Consider the following 14438-nt stretch of genomic DNA (forward strand, 5'->3'; position numbering starts at 1 on the left):
CTCCACCTCCTTATCCTAATGGCGCCGTCAGGGCTGTGTCGTTCCGCACGCCCTCAACGACCACCGCTGGTCCCCACTGCTTGAGGCTGGCCCAGATGCCGCGCTCAAGGGCGAAAAGATCAACGGGAAGCCGGCCACCGCGGGCTGGAAAGTCCATGAATCCCGCACCGTCATGGTGGAAGCCGCACTTTTCCAGGACGTGGCGGGACGCCGGGTTGACCACCCGGACAGCCGCCGAGAGTCCCCGGCTGTCGCTGCGGGCGAACAGAACGTCGATGAGGCCACGCAGTGCCTCCGTCGCCAGCCCCCGACCCCAGTAAGGTCTACCCAGCCAGTAACCGACCGAAGGCAGCGATGTTTCCGGCTCGCGGGTGGCGCCGAACGCTCCGATGATGTCATCGGGCGCGTGGCGGAAGGCCGCGACCAGGATGAGGTGCTGCCCGGCCGCGTTGCCCGCGCGGGCGGTCGTGATGAATTGTTCCGCCAGGCCTGGTGGATAGGGATGCGGAACAAGAGCCGTCATTTCAGCTACGGCTTTGTCACCGGCCAAGCATGCGATGGCGGCTGCGTCGGCGAGGCGCGGCGAGCGCAGGGCAAGCCGTTCGGTCTCGATGACGAAGGCGTCTTCGATGATGCCGCAGGTGAACATCGTTCGCTCCGTTCCAAAAGGCCGTGTGCCAGCGCGGCAACGACGGCGAAAACGACGAAGGGGAGATGGTCATCCCATCTCCCCTGTCGCTTGGATCCGAAGCTATCGTAAGGAGCCTCTTGATCCGCCGGTTCGCTGGGATGCCGGCGGAGCTCCTCGTCTTAAGCTGCGCCGTTTACTCTGCCGCCTGTTGGGCGGGTACAACCGATACAAATGCTCGTCCGGCACGTTTCGTGAAGTCGACGCGGCCTGCGCAAAGCGCGAAGAGCGTATGGTCTTTGCCCATGCCGACGTTGGCGCCCGCGTGCACCTTGGTGCCGCGTTGGCGGATAAGGATGTTGCCGGAAATGACGCTTTCGCCACCGAACTTCTTCACGCCGAGACGCCGGCCGTCCGAGTCACGACCGTTGCGCGACGAGCCGCCTGCCTTTTTGTGAGCCATGGTGAAACTCCTGAATTACTTGCCGTGTGTAGCGCGAGACGCCGTTTCCGCAACTCTGAACGCTACTGCCTAAACCTTCGTTGAACCCTACCGCTCAGTAGTCCTCACCGGACTTCAGCTCGGCCTGATCGATCTTCGCACGGGGCGGCTTGCCGGCCAGGAGCTCCTTGGCCTGCTCGATCCACTCGTCGCGTGCAATGCGACCGCGCAGGGCGAGTTCGGCATCGTACTTCTCGATGTCGGCCTCGGTCCAGGCCGCGATCTGATCCCAGCTCGTGACGCCAGCGGCGCGCAGCTTCTTCTCGATGGTCGGGCCGATGCCCGCTATCAGCGAGAGATTGCTATGATCGCCGGCAGTGTCAGCCGCGGCGGCGGCTTCCGTTGCCTTCGCTTCCGTCGCCTTGGCCTTCGGTGCGGGCTTCGCGGCCGCGACCTTCGCCGACGGCTTCGCGCCACCCGTGAGAATCTCCGTGATGCGCACCACGGTCAGGTCCTGACGGTGACCACGCTTGCGCTTCGAGTTCTGCCGGCGACGCTTCTTGAAGGCGATGACCTTGTCGCCGCGGCTCTGCTCTACGAGCTCACCGGCAACGGTGGCGCCGGCCACGAAGGGCGCGCCCACTTCGGTTGTCTCGCCATTGCCAAGCATCAGCACGTCGCTGAAGGCAATGATGTCACCAGGCTCGCCGGCAAGGCGCTCGATGGTGATAACGTCGGCGGCGGCGACGCGGTACTGTTTGCCGCCGGTCTTGATAACTGCGAACATCGTTCTTGTCCCGTGTTCCTCCCGGCTCTTTGCGGCTGGAGCCACAAGGCCGGCTTTTTGGCAGATGTTGCCGTACGCACGCGTGGCGCTTTCAAGGCTGAAGGAGCCACGCACAGGTACGGAGCGCGAAAAGACTTCGCATGGAATGAGGGTCGATACATCCCACGGGCATGCATGTCAACGCGTTGACGGTGCAAAATGTACCACGAGCCCCTTGATCTTGCGCCGGTGTCACGTATAAGTGCCGCGCCGACGCGGAGAGGTGGCAGAGCGGTTGAATGCACCGCACTCGAAATGCGGCATGGGTGCAAGCCCATCGGGGGTTCGAATCCCCCCCTCTCCGCCAGGCGTCTCTATAAGTAATTGATTTCATTGAATAATTTATGGAGATGAAATGGACATCTGCCATTTCATACCACATTCCTATTTGGACGACCCTGGACGCTGCACGGCGCTGTCATCCGATCAGCGAGATCACGCCTCCCGAAATTCTTGAGACCTAGCGGCGGGGCGAAGCGCGGGGACGGTATGAAACCGCGAGAAGGTTGCGATCTACTATCGGCAGCGTGTTCCGCTATGCCGTTGCGACGGCGCGTGCCGATACTGACCCAACTTTCGCCTTGCGAGGCGCTCTCACAGTGCCGCAGACGAAATCCTGGGCCGCCTTGACCGAGCCAAAGGCCTTCCGGGCGCTCTTGCGGGCAATCGATGGCTTCGAGGGGCAGGCCACGGCGACAGCTGCTTGAAGCTCTTGGCACTACTGTTCCTCGGCTCGGTGAGTTGAGAGCGGCCCACTGGTCAGAGTTCAATCTGGACGAGGGGATTTGGACCGTTCCGGAAGCCCTGATGAAGATGCGCCGTCCCCATCGGGTGCCGTTGCCCACACAAGCCGTTGCCATTCTCAAGGACGTGCAGCAACTCACCGGCCATGGCACCTTTGTCTTTCCCTCGCTCCGCTCGGTCCGCGTCCCATGTCGGAAAATACGCTGAATGCAGCGCTGCGGCGTTTGGGCTTCACCAAGGAAGAGATGACTTCCCACGGATTCCGAGCGAGTGCCAGTTCCATACTCAACGGGAGTGGCTATTGGCATCCCGATGCCATTGAGAGGCAACTTGCACATGTGGAGGAAAACAGTGTGCGGCGCGCCTATGCTCGCGGCGAGCATTGGGACGAGCGGGTTCGGATGATGGCTTGGTGGGCTAATCGCCTGGATGAGCTATGCGCGGGTAGCCTGAGGTGATCATGCCCGGCTCCAAGGGGCTGAAGGTGACTCTGGAAACCGTTTCCAAATGGCAGACTTGGGGCCGGTGGCAGACTGTCTGCTATAGGGGCCTTCAAACGAGAGGCGGACATGTCGCCGATGAATGCCCGAGGCCGGAGCTGGCCCATTTCCGACTCTCAGAGCGTCCGGTTTCCGGCCGTCCAATGGACGTGCATCTCACTTTCCTGGCGGACATCAATCTGTCGCGCTCGTCGCGCGAGGGACTGCTCTAGCACCGCTTTTGGTTCAAGCGCTTTTTCGATTTGGGCGCCGTCAAAGCCGACTTGCCTAGGTCGGACGGTGTGTGACGCTTGCCCTAGACGCGGAACAGCACCACCGTCTTCTGGACCGAACTGTCCGCTACGGTTCGATGGTGAAGCGAGATCTGATCCCTGATGTCGGGCTGGGCGCCCATTCTGTCGAAAAGATCGAGAACCATCAGAATGGCAAAGCTGACATTGGTGCTCTGATACGCGATTGCTTGGGGCCCGTACTCGTCAACGAGCTGATCTGATGATCGTTTGGGGAGTGATCGTTTGAGCTCGGCCGCGGTTTTCATCCACCGGAACGTGAAAAGGACATCGACGCGACCTCCACCGAGATCTCTTGCTTCTGGGGTGCAGATTTGCGCGAGTGTCGAGCCCACAGGTAGGCAACCAAGGGAAACGTCGCGACACTCAAATCGTGGCGCGCGACGAGGAAGCGGGTCGTATGCAGCAGGACTACTTCGAAGAATCTCCGAGCGTCCTCGTGCTTTGCGTAGCCGCCATTCTCCATGAGCCCGTTGGTTGTGGCCTCCAGAACCTCAATGAAGCTCCGGGATACTGTCTCATTCAAGATCGATAGCGCGGCCGCCTCGATCCGCGCCACGATCGTCGCCTGCTCGCTGGCTGGCAGGCGCTCAATGATGGCGGCGGTCGGTGAGCTGCCGACCACCGCCCCCGAAGGGCGGTGTGCAACGAGGTCTTCTCGGGCGTGGACGACCAGCTCTCGGAGGGCGTCTGCATCCGGCAGCAAGCCAGACGACGAATTCTCGGCGATCCATAGTTCCAGAATATCGAGAGAGCGGAGCTCCTTCTGCATGCTACCTATGCCCGGGCCTCGGCGATCGCGGTTCCGTTCTGCGCTAGCCATTCGTCCGTGACGCTCCGGCCGCTGGCGGCGCCCCGAAAGCGCGCCGCCAGGGTCTCGGCAATCTGCTAATGCTTGATCGCGATGCGCTTGACCTGAGACTGTGCCCTCTCGCTCTTGGGCAGGACGATCGTCAGCACGCCGTTCTTGAAGCGGGCATCGATCTTGTCCTGCTCGACCTCACAGCCGAGAGGAATGCGACGCTCGAAGCGGCCGTAATACCGCTCCGAATACTGTCTCTCCTTGTCCTCGCTCTCGGCGCGTTTCGCGCCCCTGAGCGTCAGGACGTCGTCATCGAGCAGGATCTCGAGATCCTTCTCCTCGATCCCGGGAATTTCGGCGGTTACCTTGATATCCCCGGCTGTCTCGGAGATCTCGACCTTCGGCCAGCCGCCATTGAAGGCCGGCAGCGAACCAAGGCTGTCGAACGAGCGGAACATGTCGTCGAACAGGCGATTGACCTCGCGATGAAGCGAGAAGACGGGGTTGTGCTGATCATCGCGATAAAGCGTGGGGACCCGATTACCATTGTCGCGGCCCCAAGGGATCAAATCTCGAACGCTCATGGCAGTCCTCCTTGTGTTGATACGTCAAAGCGGATCGGCAGCGCCGGACTCCTCGCCCGGCGCCTGACGCCAGCTTTCAAGCAGCCTCTGCTCAGGCCGCGCGCTTCTGAGAGTCGATCTGCAGCCGATCGGCTTTCGGCAGTGCGGTGCTGGTGGCGATCTCAATCCGGCGCGGCTTCATCTCCTCGGGCAGCTCGCGCTTCAGATCGACTGTCAGCAAACCGTTCTCGAGGTTGGCGGCCACGATCTTGACGTGGTCCGCGAGCTCGAAGCGGCGCTGGAAGGCGCGCTCGGCGATGCCATGGTGGAGATACTGGCCATTGTCCTGGCCGGCTTTCTGCCCGGACACCATCAGAGGTTCGGCTCCTGCGTGATCGTGAGCTCGTCACGCGAGAAGCCTGCGACGGCCATCGTGATGCGATAGTCGTCGTCACCGGTCTTGACGATGTCGTAGGGCGGCCAGTTGCCGGCCGGGTCCAGCCGGCTCGCAGCTTCGAGCGCACCGAATATGCGGTCGAAGCCGACACTCGACCGATACAGAGGAGAAAAATCGAAGACGGTTCTCATAACCACATCCTCCATCGAGCAACATGGGTACAAGTCGGTCATTCCGAGGTCTCACCGACGCCGGCTTGACCGGCCGATCCCGTAAAAGGCGATCGGCGATCATCGATTTGGATCAGGTTGGCCGGTGTTCAAGAGGGTCGACGACATTTTTTGAACAGCGTTCGATGGCTCGGAAACGGCCGCGTCGAACGAGAGCTCAGCTGAACTGGGTCTCGAAGCCGGTGCTGTTCGCCCAAAGTCGGGGCAGGATTTCGACAGATTGCAGTAAGGGAGCGTCCAGGCTTCGAGAATACCCGGCCCCGCCAGCGCGGCGCCGGGCTCTTCTTCAGGCGTGGCCGCGCGAGCCTTCCTTGCGGCGGCTGACGAACGCGGCCACGTCGGGCGCGAGAAGATCGTGCTTTTCCGCCCATGACGCGAACAAGCCGCGCGCCGTATCCGGCTCGATCTCGCCGCGGATCGCCGCCAAGCAGGCTTTCAGCGCGAAGCCGTGCACCGGATCGCGCCTGCTCAAGGGCCAGTCGGCCAGGAACACGTAGGCCTCCATGGCTGATGCGATCGCCGCCGGGTGCCCGAGCCCGGTCAGGATCACGACCGGCCTCTCGAAGTCGTCAGATATCATCATGCAGTCCTCCCTGAGTGGGGAGCGATTGCCAACGTTGCCATAGCCATATCCTCCTGGAAGCAACATGGATCCGGTTTGGTTGATCGCCGCGTCGAGCGCGCTGTCGCTTTCGGCGGCCACCATGATTTTGGGAGGTGTTCTCGCCGGATCAAGTCCCGCCGGTGCATCGACGTTATTGGAGCCGGAATTCGCCGTTCACCGCGCTGAGGTCGGCAGGCCCGATCAGGTCCTGATGGGCAACGGTAATCCGAAAAAGCTTACCGTCGAGCTTGGCCTGCCAGAAGGCGAGGAACTTGTTCAGCTCCGGGAAGCGCGGGGCGAGGTCGTAGTCCTGCCAGATGTATTCTTGCAGAATCGAAGGGTGGTCGGGCAGGCGGTAGAGAATACCGGCGGTGGTCAGTCCATAGCCCGCGATCTGGCGGGCGAAGTCGGTAGAAGCCATTCCTTTCAGCTCCGTGATTCAACTGCACCATGGCAGCCCAATCTGAACGGCGGAGCAAGCCCAAAAGTTGCATTTATGGCGCCTTATCAACCGGTTAGCACTCGTACGAAAAAAGTGCTGCCAGCCTCTTGAAGGCGAAAATGCGGCAAACCAAATCATCGCGCGGGCACGGCGCCTCAGGGGCGCGCGGAACCTCGCCGCGAGACCCGCACAGGGCCGACCCGCTTTGACATGTGACCGACATGGAAATTGGAGGAACTCATGAAGTTTCGGCCACTGCATGACCGCGTCGTCGTGAAGCGCATCGACGCCGAGGAGAAGACCAGGGGCGGGATCATCATCCCCGACACCGCCAAGGAAAAGCCGCAGGAGGGCGAGGTCGTCGCTGTCGGCCCCGGGGCTCGTGATGAGGCCGGCAAGCTCGCGCCGCTTGACGTCAAGGTCGGCGACCGCGTGCTCTTTGGCAAATGGAGCGGCACCGAGGTCAAGATCGACGGCGAGGATCTCCTGATCATGAAGGAGTCCGACATCATGGGCGTCGTCGAGGCGACCGCGACCCTCAAGCAGGCTGCCTGACGGGGCCTCTTCCAAACCATCAACCTGAAACCTCAAGTCTGAAGGAGTGAGGAATCATGGCTGCGAAGGACGTGAAGTTTTCGCAGGACGCGCGCGAGCGGATGCTGCGCGGCGTCGACACACTGGCGAATGCCGTCAAGGTGACGCTGGGTCCGAAGGGCCGCAACGTCGTGATCGAGAAATCGTTCGGCGCCCCCCGCATCACCAAGGACGGCGTCACCGTCGCCAAGGAAATTGAGCTTGCCGACAAGTTCGAGAACATGGGCGCCCAGATGGTGCGCGAGGTTGCGTCGAAGCAGAACGATGCGGCCGGTGACGGCACCACGACCGCGACGGTCCTCGCTCAGGCGATCGTCCGCGAGGGCGCCAAGGCGGTTGCCGCCGGCATCAATCCGATGGATCTTAAGCGCGGCATCGACCTCGCGGTGGAGGCGGTGACCAAATCGCTCGGCGAGCATTCGAAGAAGATCACGGGCTCGGAGGAGGTCGCGCAGGTCGGCACCATCTCCGCCAATGGCGACCGCACCATCGGCGAGATGATCGCCGAGGCGATGAAGAAGGTCGGCAACGAGGGCGTCATCACCGTCGAGGAAGCCAAGACCGCCGAGACCGAGCTCGACGTCGTCGAGGGCATGCAGTTCGACCGTGGCTACCTCTCGCCCTATTTCGTGACCAACACCGAGAAGATGATCGCAGAGCTCGAGGATCCCTACATCCTGATCCACGAGAAGAAGCTCTCGGGTCTCCAGACCATGCTGCCGCTGCTGGAAGCGGTGGTGCAGACCGGCAAGCCGTTGCTGATCGTGGCGGAGGACGTCGAGGGCGAGGCACTCGCCACCCTCGTCGTCAACAAGCTGCGCGGCGGCCTCAAGATCGCGGCCGTCAAGGCTCCGGGCTTCGGCGATCGCCGCAAGGCCATGCTGGAGGACATCGCCATCCTGACCGGTGGCACCGCGATCAGCGAGGATCTCGGCATCAAGCTGGAGAACGTCACGCTCGACATGCTCGGCCGTGCCAAGAAGGTCCGGATCGAGAAGGAGAACACCACCATCGTCGATGGCGCCGGCGCGAAAGTCGAGATCGACGCCCGGGTCGCGCAGATCAAGGCGCAGATCGAGGAGACCACCTCCGAGTACGACCGCGAGAAGCTCCAGGAGCGCCTGGCCAAGCTCGCGGGCGGCGTCGCGGTGATCCGCGTCGGCGGCGCGACCGAAGTCGAGGTCAAGGAGAAGAAGGACCGCGTCGATGATGCCTTGAACGCCACCCGCGCCGCGGTCGAGGAAGGCATCCTGCCGGGCGGCGGCGTCGCTCTGCTACGCGCGGTCAAGGCACTCGAAGGGCTCGTGCCGGGCAACGACGATCAGCGCACCGGCGTCGAGATCGTCCGCAAGGCGATCACCGCGCCCGCCAGGCAGATCATCGACAATGCCGGCGTTGACGGCGCGGTCGTGATCGGCAAGCTGCTGGAAGCGTCCGATTACAACCACGGCTACGATGCCCAGACCGGCACCTATGGCGACCTCGTCAGGGCGGGCATCATCGACCCGACCAAGGTCGTGCGCACGGCGATCCAGGACGCGGCCTCCGTCGCGGGCCTGCTGATCACCACCGAGGCGATGATCGCCGAGGCGCCGAAGAAGGAAGCGGCCCCCGCCATGCCCGCCGGTGGCATGGACTATTGAGCATCGAGGGCGCCGCGGCTTCCGCGGCGCCCTTTCCCAACGCCGCGATCTCCCAGGCATGCCGAGGGAAGTCATGCCCTTTTCATCGCTGACCGACCCCATCGACCTGGCCCATGCCGAGGCCGCTCTCGAAAAGGCATGGGCGGAACTCAAGCCGTCGCTCCCGGAAGGCTCGGACGAACAGGAGCGGAAAAACCTCGCCTATATCGTTGCTTCGCTGGTTCCTTTGGCGCTCGACGAGGATGATCTCGCACAGCGTGCGATCGATCGGTTTCGCGCGAAAGCCTAGACGAGACGTATTGGGAAAGCTTCTGGATGCTTTTCTATTGATATCAGGCAATGTGGGCTGGCGTGAAGCCTGCCGCGCAAAATCCAGTTCCCTCAGCTTTGGATGTCCGGTTCCAGGTTGCTTCTGAATGTCCGATTGTGGCGCAACAGAGCCATCCCGCGAGCCTGGATGGATGCCCGCTTCTGAGTAGCGCCCGTCACTGCGGTAACGACCGGAATGGGCGCAAAGCGGCCATTAGGATCAAGCCGCATTAGGTCACCAGCGTCAGAAGGTTGCACGCTCTCCCGCGTTGGGAATGATGGCAAGGTCTGGCCTGCCTGCTAAGGTGCCGCTGGGGGAATAGGGGGATCACGTGGCACGGGTGTTGCGGAAGCTGCTTCGGCATGAGCCTGACGCGACTGATCGCGAAGGCCATATACGGGCGATCCTGGAGCTCAGCTTTCCGCTGATCGCCGACGAACTGAGAGACGTCGTGCGTGCGCTGTCTGAAGGCGTGCTGCCTAATGATGCAATAGGGCGTACGCTGGCGGGCTCGCCCGCTTTTTCCGATCCGCAAGACTGGAGCGATGACGAGCAGACCGAGACTCAGGATGCGATCATGGCCGCGGCGGCGCTCTATACCACGTTGCAGCCACTCCCCATGCCTGAGCTTCGTGATCGATTGTTGCCTTGCAGTCGACCAGGCGCATCGTTCGATATGGCCGCATGGTGGGAAATGCCATTCTGGACAGTGGCGGAGTCGCGGCCTTGTCCCTCGGCAAAGATCCGCATTTACTTGACGAGGGGTCGCCGGTGGCCGATGAGGCGCTGCCAACAATCAAGTGCTTCAAGGAGCAGCACGAGCGAATCCGACGGGCTGTGGCGATCGGCCTCGTTGGTCATGACGGCAGGGTCATTCCGCAGCAGCTGGCCGATTGGCTGGGGGATGCCGCGTTCGGGGAGGCTTTGAGGGAGCAACCACGCCCGCAAGACCGGAGAAGCGGGAAGCCGAAAGCACCACGCGCTGAGAAAGGGAAAAAGCCGAATGCAGTTGCATCGCCTGCACCAACTCAAGTTGCCCCGGATGAGAAACCGACGGCCGAGAATACGAACCAACAAACAACGCAGACGGAGATGCCACGGACTGGGTTGGTCCGGTTGAAGCAGATTCTGGCGCCAGGTGGCCCATTGCCCCTGAGCAAGTCCACCTTCTGGACGAAAGTGAAGACGGGCGAGTTTCCCCAGCCGGTGCGTCTGGGCGGAACAACATCCTGGCGCGCGGAAGAGATCTGGGAGCTTATCAACAACCGGAATCTGCCCGAGAAGACAAAACGCTGACACTAGCTTGACGGAACGGCTTCAAAGATCCTTGCATGACACCCGCCCGCCAGGAATACGGTCTGTACAATGGGCGAATAGATCAGGCTTCAGTGTATTTCACGTAAAATGCACTGTCGTGAGATGCACAACGGAGTCGTTGCGGCGAGCGTGAGCAAAGGATGGCTTTACACGCCCGCCGTTCGCTCATCGCGTGATGCTGCACGAGATGCGCGACGGCTTTCCGCTCGGCGGCGGGCGTCACCACTTCTTTCCCAGCAGATCCTTCAGTGCGACATTGTCGAGCATCGCATCGGCCACATCCGCTTCAGCTTGGCGTTCTCGTCCTCGAGCGTTCGCAGGCGCCTGGCCTCCGACAGGTCCATTCCGCCGAACCTCGCCTTCCACTTGTAGATGCTGGCGTCGCTCACACCGTGCTTGCGGCACAGATCGGCGACCGAGACCCCGGACTCCTGCTTCTTTCAAAATCGCGATGATCTGCTCTTCCGAGAAGCGGCTGCGCTTCATGCTCTGGTCCTCTCAACAGGCCAGAACGAACTTCAAACCGGATTAGAACCAAGGGGCAACGTCATCGGATATGTTCCATGCTCGACTTCAAATCAGCCGCCTGCGCCGCGACGATCTGTCTGGGATCGAAATGGTCCTCATGATGCGCAAACGGCAGGCTAGGTACGTCTACAATCAGCACCATCACTCGTTGAGCAGTTTGACCCCTGTCGGCTGGGGGTTGAACTGGACCACGCGCCCGCGCCGGTGGTGCCGCTCTTGCAGGCACGCGGGATAGGCCATACAGACGCCGTGCCCTTCATGCTGGCGGTGCGTGCGGTCAAATTGCCGGGCGAGATTGCCCTCCTGCGGGCCGCGGCCCGGATGACTGAAGCCGCCATCGAGGCCGGGATGCAGGCCGCCCGCGTCGGCGTGACGGACAAGGAGGTGGCCGCTGTCGTGGCCGCCGCCATGTCGGCCGGTGGGGGCTATCCGCGCAATGTAACCGTGGTGGGTGGGCTCGACAGCGCCTTTGCCGATGCCTTCGCACGCGAAAGGCCGCTGGCCCCGGGCGACCTGCTGCGGTTCGACGTGGGCTGTAACTACTACGGATACAAATCCGATCTGGCCCGCACCGCCGTGATGCGCGAATCCACGCCCCTGCAGCAGACCCGTTACGAGGCGCTGCGTCTAGGCCTGAAGGCCGAAGTCGACACGGCCCGCGCGGGGGTGACAGCCGGCGAGATATTCGAAGCCGGGTTGCAGGGCATCACCGAGGCGGGGTTTCCCAGCGTCCGCCGCCACCATCTGGGCCACGCCATCGGCATGTCGGTCTATGAGCAGCCCGTCATCACGCCGGGCAGCACGGCGGTGCTGCAGGCCGGATCGACCTTCTGCCTTGAAACCCCCTATTACGAGCCCGGCTGGGGCGGGATGATGTGCGAAGATACCGTCATTGTCACCGAAACGGGCTTCACGCTGATCTCGTCGATGGATCGCAGCCTGCGCATCCTGACCTTCCGTCATCCGGGGCTGCCCAGCGCCGAACTGAACGAACGTTTGGTGCTGGCGGGGGTGGATGTGACGGTGCGTCAGGGCAATCTGCGCATCGCGCCGCATTTCTATAACGACACCGGCGATATCGACCGGCTGCTCGACGCGCTGCCTGCATAGCGCCGTCCGGTTGAGGGGACAGCCCATCCCTCACCGCCCCAGACCCACCTAAAGGCCCAGCCGCCCGAGCTGGGCCAGCGGGCCTGTTGCCTGTGGGCTGGTCGCCTGTTCGACCAGATAGGTACCGGTCTTGCGGATATCCTGGGCCATAGCTAGTTCGGCCGCAGCACCGTCCCGCAGCGACAGCGCCGCCAGCAGCTCGATATGGGACGAGGTATCCCACAGATTGGGCGAGTTAAGTGAGAAATACATCGTGGGGCCTGACCGCAGCCACAGCGCTTCGATGATCGGCATCAGGATGTCAGATTCGGCATGGTGGTACAGGGTGAAATGGAACCGCTGGTTGACCTGCAGCACTCCAGCCATGTTGCCGTCACGATGCTCGGCCTGAAGATCGCGGTTGATCGCCGTCAGCGAATCAATCAGCTGCGGTACGGCCTTTTCAGCCGCCATCCGGGCAGCCAGCCCTTCAATCCGGATCCTGACTTCGAACAGCTCCTTCAGCGTGCCGCTCGACATGCGCGGCACCCGCAACGAACGGTTGGGCAGTTCCTCCAGCACATTCGCAGCCAGCAGCCGGCTCAGGCTTTCGCGCACCGGCATGGCGCTGGTGCCCAGGCTTGACGCCAGCTTGCGCAGGCTGACCGCTTGCCCCGGCACGAACAGCCCCGACATCAGCCCATACTGGATGCTGGCCAGCACGCGGTCCTGCATTTTTCCACGGCCCGAAGTCGTTCCGTCGTCATCGGCTGCATCCGGTGCTTCATTCATGGGCAACATCAACTCTCCTTGTCGGCAGGTCTAGATTCTTCTTGCTGGCGGCTTGACAGGCAGAAAACGTGATTACAATGTGTGATCACAGTTAAGGATCTCAATATGGTCACTGCTAGCAATCGAACCCCGCTAGGGCAACCTGAATCTGGACCCGGCCGATGAAGGCTGCCCGCTCCCGGGCCGACCTTGTTTCGGTCGATGACTACAGCAAGGCTGCGCATCGCGTGCTGCCGCGCATGATCGACGATTTCGTGCGCGGCGGCGCGTTGGACGAACGGACGCTTGCGCGCAACGCCGCGGGGTTCGATGACCTGTGGCTGCGTGCCCGCAGCTTCAGCGCCGCGTCGCAGGTGGAACTGGGCACGACCGTTCTAGGCAGCCAGATCGCCCTGCCGGTAATGACGGCGCCCACCGGCGCCTCGGGCCTGTTGTGGCCGGGGGGCGAGGCCGCAACCGGCCGCGCCACGGCCGCGTGCGGAACGGTCATGCAGGTCAGCGCGGGATCACTGCAATCCATGGAGGACATTGCGGCTGGCTCGGACGGGCCCAAATGGCTGCAGCTGTTCCTGTATAAGGACCGCGGGCTGACCACCGAATTCCTGCAGCGTGCCAAAGCGGCGGGCTATCGGGCGATCATGGTCACCACCGACTGCCCGGTGCACGGTCGGCGGGAACGTGACAGCCGAAACGGCTTTACCATGGAACGGCGAATTCGCTTCTCGCGGCTGGTGGACACCGCGCTGCGCTATCGCTGGTGGCTGCGCATGGCCGGCGCGCCGCCGTTTTCGCTGCGCAATTTCGAAGGACGCGCCACGGGCGGGCTGGTAGACATGGCCGCCTATATCGCCAGCGTGCTGGACCCCGATGTGACCTGGGCCGATCTGGAGTGGCTGCGTGGCCAGTGGGACGGGCCGCTGGTGATCAAGGGCATCCTGCATCCCGATGATGCGCGTCAGGCGATGGCAGCTGGAGTCGACGGCATTCAGGTGTCCAACCACGGCGGGCGCCAGCTGGACGGGACCCTGGCCACGATCGACGCCCTGCCCGCGGTGGTGGATGCCGTGGCCGGCAAGGTGCCGGTGCTGCTGGACGGCGGCGTGCGCCGGGGTACCGACGTGATCAAGGCGCTCGCACTGGGTGCCACCGCCTGTGCCATCGGGCGGTCACATCTGTGGGGGCTGGCGGTGGCCGGCGAGCGCGGCGTGGCCGCAGTACTGGACATCCTGGCGGCCGAAATGCGCAACGCGATGATGATTGGGGGCTGGCGGTCGGTGGCTGAGCTAGGCCGCGTATCGGTCTGCCAGCTGCGCCGGCCCGATTTTCAAAGAGAGCTCATGAATGCATGATATCAGACGCATAGGCGACAACGTGCGGATGCGCGACTGCGTGATCCACAACGGAACGGTGTATTTCCGCGGGCTGACCGCGCGCGGCGGTCCGCCCGATGCGGCAGGGCAGGCGCGGGTGGTTCTAGATCAGCTGGACGGCCTGCTAGCCAAGGCCGGCACCACGCGCGACAGGCTGCTGGCCGTCACCATCTGGCTGACCGACATGGCCGATTTCGATGTGGTGAACGCGGTCTATGACGGCTGGGTGGTGCCCGGCGCGCAACCGGTGCGCGCCTGTGTACAGTCGCAACTCGCCGCCCCCGAACTGAAGATCGAGGTGCAGGCCACCGCGGCGCTCTAAGCCCC

Annotated in this window: 17 protein-coding genes, 1 tRNA gene and 3 pseudogenes; 10 read left to right on the plus strand and 11 right to left on the minus strand. The window is 62.9% G+C overall.

Annotated features, from left to right (window positions below; all coding sequences use genetic code 11):
* Window positions 1-10 precede the first annotated feature (10 nt).
* The 3 genes from KIO74_RS16190 to KIO74_RS16200 form a co-directional block, all read right to left on the minus strand.
* Window positions 11-649, minus strand: coding sequence for a GNAT family N-acetyltransferase (locus KIO74_RS16190; RefSeq protein WP_213332842.1), 639 nt, complete (start codon window positions 647-649; stop codon window positions 11-13).
* Between the two features lie 175 nt (window positions 650-824).
* Complete coding sequence (gene rpmA, locus KIO74_RS16195) at window positions 825-1091, minus strand: 50S ribosomal protein L27 (RefSeq protein ID WP_213332843.1); 267 nt, start codon at window positions 1089-1091, stop codon at window positions 825-827.
* Between the two features lie 94 nt (window positions 1092-1185).
* Window positions 1186-1857, minus strand: coding sequence for a 50S ribosomal protein L21 (locus tag KIO74_RS16200; RefSeq protein ID WP_213332844.1), 672 nt, complete (start codon window positions 1855-1857; stop codon window positions 1186-1188).
* Window positions 1858-2113: 256 nt separating this feature from the next.
* On the opposite strand from KIO74_RS16200, the gene KIO74_RS16205 reads away from it, so the two are divergent.
* From KIO74_RS16205 to KIO74_RS32480, 3 genes and pseudogenes are all read left to right on the plus strand, one after another.
* Window positions 2114-2203: transfer RNA gene (locus tag KIO74_RS16205), tRNA-Ser, on the plus strand.
* Between the two features lie 172 nt (window positions 2204-2375).
* Window positions 2376-2603 (plus strand): annotated as a pseudogene (locus KIO74_RS32475) (phage integrase central domain-containing protein); the annotation flags it as partial.
* Window positions 2566-2847 carry a tyrosine-type recombinase/integrase gene (locus KIO74_RS32480; protein WP_349629200.1) on the plus strand — a complete coding sequence of 94 codons (282 nt, stop codon included), beginning with the start codon at window positions 2566-2568 and terminating at the stop codon, window positions 2845-2847. The pseudogene KIO74_RS32475 and the gene KIO74_RS32480, both read left to right, overlap by 38 nt.
* Window positions 2848-3435: 588 nt before the next feature.
* Here the strand turns inward: KIO74_RS32480 and KIO74_RS16215 are convergent.
* The 6 genes and pseudogenes from KIO74_RS16215 to KIO74_RS16240 all read right to left on the minus strand — a co-directional run bounded on the left by KIO74_RS16215 (window position 3436) and on the right by KIO74_RS16240 (window position 6447).
* Window positions 3436-3678: a hypothetical protein gene (locus tag KIO74_RS16215; RefSeq protein ID WP_213332845.1), complete on the minus strand. Its 243-nt coding sequence runs from the start codon at window positions 3676-3678 to the stop codon at window positions 3436-3438.
* Window positions 3675-4202: a hypothetical protein gene (locus KIO74_RS16220; protein WP_213332846.1), complete on the minus strand. Its 528-nt coding sequence runs from the start codon at window positions 4200-4202 to the stop codon at window positions 3675-3677. Before KIO74_RS16220 ends, KIO74_RS16215 begins: the two co-directional genes overlap by 4 nt.
* A gap of 116 nt (window positions 4203-4318) precedes the next feature.
* On the minus strand, window positions 4319-4816 hold the full coding sequence (locus KIO74_RS16225; RefSeq protein ID WP_213332847.1) for an Hsp20/alpha crystallin family protein: 498 nt from the start codon (window positions 4814-4816) through the stop codon (window positions 4319-4321).
* A 91-nt stretch (window positions 4817-4907) separates the two neighbouring features.
* Window positions 4908-5383, minus strand: a pseudogene (locus KIO74_RS16230) (Hsp20 family protein).
* Window positions 5384-5708: 325 nt separating this feature from the next.
* Window positions 5709-6128: a DUF982 domain-containing protein gene (locus KIO74_RS16235; protein ID WP_349629201.1), complete on the minus strand. Its 420-nt coding sequence runs from the start codon at window positions 6126-6128 to the stop codon at window positions 5709-5711.
* A 49-nt stretch (window positions 6129-6177) separates the two neighbouring features.
* Window positions 6178-6447 carry an usg protein gene (locus KIO74_RS16240; RefSeq protein ID WP_213332848.1) on the minus strand — a complete coding sequence of 90 codons (270 nt, stop codon included), beginning with the start codon at window positions 6445-6447 and terminating at the stop codon, window positions 6178-6180.
* Window positions 6448-6708: 261 nt separating this feature from the next.
* On the opposite strand from KIO74_RS16240, the gene groES reads away from it, so the two are divergent.
* The 4 genes from groES (at window position 6709) to KIO74_RS31820 (ending at window position 10311) form a co-directional block, all read left to right on the plus strand.
* A complete protein-coding gene (groES, locus tag KIO74_RS16245) occupies window positions 6709-7023 on the plus strand; it encodes a co-chaperone GroES (RefSeq protein WP_213332849.1) in 315 nt (104 codons plus the stop codon).
* A 56-nt stretch (window positions 7024-7079) separates the two neighbouring features.
* Window positions 7080-8705 (plus strand): chaperonin GroEL, encoded by a 1626-nt coding sequence (gene groL / locus KIO74_RS16250; protein ID WP_213332850.1) that lies wholly within the window; start codon window positions 7080-7082, stop codon window positions 8703-8705.
* A gap of 73 nt (window positions 8706-8778) precedes the next feature.
* Complete coding sequence (locus KIO74_RS16255) at window positions 8779-8994, plus strand: hypothetical protein (RefSeq protein WP_213332851.1); 216 nt, start codon at window positions 8779-8781, stop codon at window positions 8992-8994.
* A 669-nt stretch (window positions 8995-9663) separates the two neighbouring features.
* Window positions 9664-10311, plus strand: a complete 648-nt coding sequence (locus tag KIO74_RS31820) for a helix-turn-helix transcriptional regulator (RefSeq protein WP_249731016.1) — start codon at window positions 9664-9666, stop codon at window positions 10309-10311.
* Window positions 10312-10420: 109 nt separating this feature from the next.
* Here KIO74_RS31820 and KIO74_RS16265 read toward each other — a convergent pair.
* A pseudogene (locus KIO74_RS16265) lies at window positions 10421-10818 on the minus strand (transposase); the annotation flags it as partial.
* A 300-nt stretch (window positions 10819-11118) separates the two neighbouring features.
* On the opposite strand from KIO74_RS16265, the gene KIO74_RS16270 reads away from it, so the two are divergent.
* Window positions 11119-11970, plus strand: a complete 852-nt coding sequence (locus KIO74_RS16270; RefSeq protein WP_213332852.1) for a M24 family metallopeptidase — start codon at window positions 11119-11121, stop codon at window positions 11968-11970.
* Window positions 11971-12018: 48 nt separating this feature from the next.
* Here KIO74_RS16270 and KIO74_RS16275 read toward each other — a convergent pair whose 3' ends face one another.
* Window positions 12019-12741 carry a GntR family transcriptional regulator gene (locus KIO74_RS16275; protein WP_213332853.1) on the minus strand — a complete coding sequence of 241 codons (723 nt, stop codon included), beginning with the start codon at window positions 12739-12741 and terminating at the stop codon, window positions 12019-12021.
* A gap of 161 nt (window positions 12742-12902) precedes the next feature.
* Here KIO74_RS16275 and KIO74_RS16280 point away from each other — a divergent pair, with 161 nt between their 5' ends.
* Together KIO74_RS16280 and KIO74_RS16285 are read left to right on the plus strand one after the other, a co-directional pair.
* On the plus strand, window positions 12903-14090 hold the full coding sequence (locus KIO74_RS16280) for an alpha-hydroxy acid oxidase (RefSeq protein WP_213332854.1): 1188 nt from the start codon (window positions 12903-12905) through the stop codon (window positions 14088-14090).
* Complete coding sequence (locus KIO74_RS16285) at window positions 14083-14433, plus strand: RidA family protein (RefSeq protein ID WP_213332855.1); 351 nt, start codon at window positions 14083-14085, stop codon at window positions 14431-14433. The genes KIO74_RS16280 and KIO74_RS16285 overlap by 8 nt, the downstream gene beginning before the upstream one ends.
* Window positions 14434-14438: the final 5 nt, after the last annotated feature.

The organism is Chelatococcus sp. HY11, assembly GCF_018398335.1.
Classification (GTDB): Bacteria; Pseudomonadota; Alphaproteobacteria; order Rhizobiales; family Beijerinckiaceae; genus Chelatococcus.

Excerpts from the sequence above, each read along its gene's own strand:
- KIO74_RS16275 (WP_213332853.1), bottom strand. The coding sequence starts at position 12,741 with ATGAATGAAGCACCGGATGCAGCCGATGACGACGGAACGACTTCGGGC.
- KIO74_RS16240 (WP_213332848.1), bottom strand. The coding sequence starts at position 6,447 with ATGGCTTCTACCGACTTCGCCCGCCAGATCGCGGGCTATGGACTGACC.
- groL (WP_213332850.1), top strand. The coding sequence starts at position 7,080 with ATGGCTGCGAAGGACGTGAAGTTTTCGCAGGACGCGCGCGAGCGGATG.
- KIO74_RS16270 (WP_213332852.1), top strand. The coding sequence starts at position 11,119 with ATGCTGGCGGTGCGTGCGGTCAAATTGCCGGGCGAGATTGCCCTCCTG.
- groES (WP_213332849.1), top strand. The coding sequence starts at position 6,709 with ATGAAGTTTCGGCCACTGCATGACCGCGTCGTCGTGAAGCGCATCGAC.
- KIO74_RS16225 (WP_213332847.1), bottom strand. The coding sequence starts at position 4,816 with ATGAGCGTTCGAGATTTGATCCCTTGGGGCCGCGACAATGGTAATCGG.
- KIO74_RS16235 (WP_349629201.1), bottom strand. The coding sequence starts at position 6,128 with ATGGTGGCCGCCGAAAGCGACAGCGCGCTCGACGCGGCGATCAACCAA.
- rpmA (WP_213332843.1), bottom strand. The coding sequence starts at position 1,091 with ATGGCTCACAAAAAGGCAGGCGGCTCGTCGCGCAACGGTCGTGACTCG.
- KIO74_RS16220 (WP_213332846.1), bottom strand. The coding sequence starts at position 4,202 with ATGCAGAAGGAGCTCCGCTCTCTCGATATTCTGGAACTATGGATCGCC.
- KIO74_RS16215 (WP_213332845.1), bottom strand. The coding sequence starts at position 3,678 with ATGAAAACCGCGGCCGAGCTCAAACGATCACTCCCCAAACGATCATCA.
- KIO74_RS16280 (WP_213332854.1), top strand. The coding sequence starts at position 12,903 with ATGAAGGCTGCCCGCTCCCGGGCCGACCTTGTTTCGGTCGATGACTAC.
- KIO74_RS32480 (WP_349629200.1), top strand. The coding sequence starts at position 2,566 with ATGGCTTCGAGGGGCAGGCCACGGCGACAGCTGCTTGAAGCTCTTGGC.
- KIO74_RS16200 (WP_213332844.1), bottom strand. The coding sequence starts at position 1,857 with ATGTTCGCAGTTATCAAGACCGGCGGCAAACAGTACCGCGTCGCCGCC.
- KIO74_RS16285 (WP_213332855.1), top strand. The coding sequence starts at position 14,083 with ATGCATGATATCAGACGCATAGGCGACAACGTGCGGATGCGCGACTGC.
- KIO74_RS16255 (WP_213332851.1), top strand. The coding sequence starts at position 8,779 with ATGCCCTTTTCATCGCTGACCGACCCCATCGACCTGGCCCATGCCGAG.
- KIO74_RS16190 (WP_213332842.1), bottom strand. The coding sequence starts at position 649 with ATGTTCACCTGCGGCATCATCGAAGACGCCTTCGTCATCGAGACCGAA.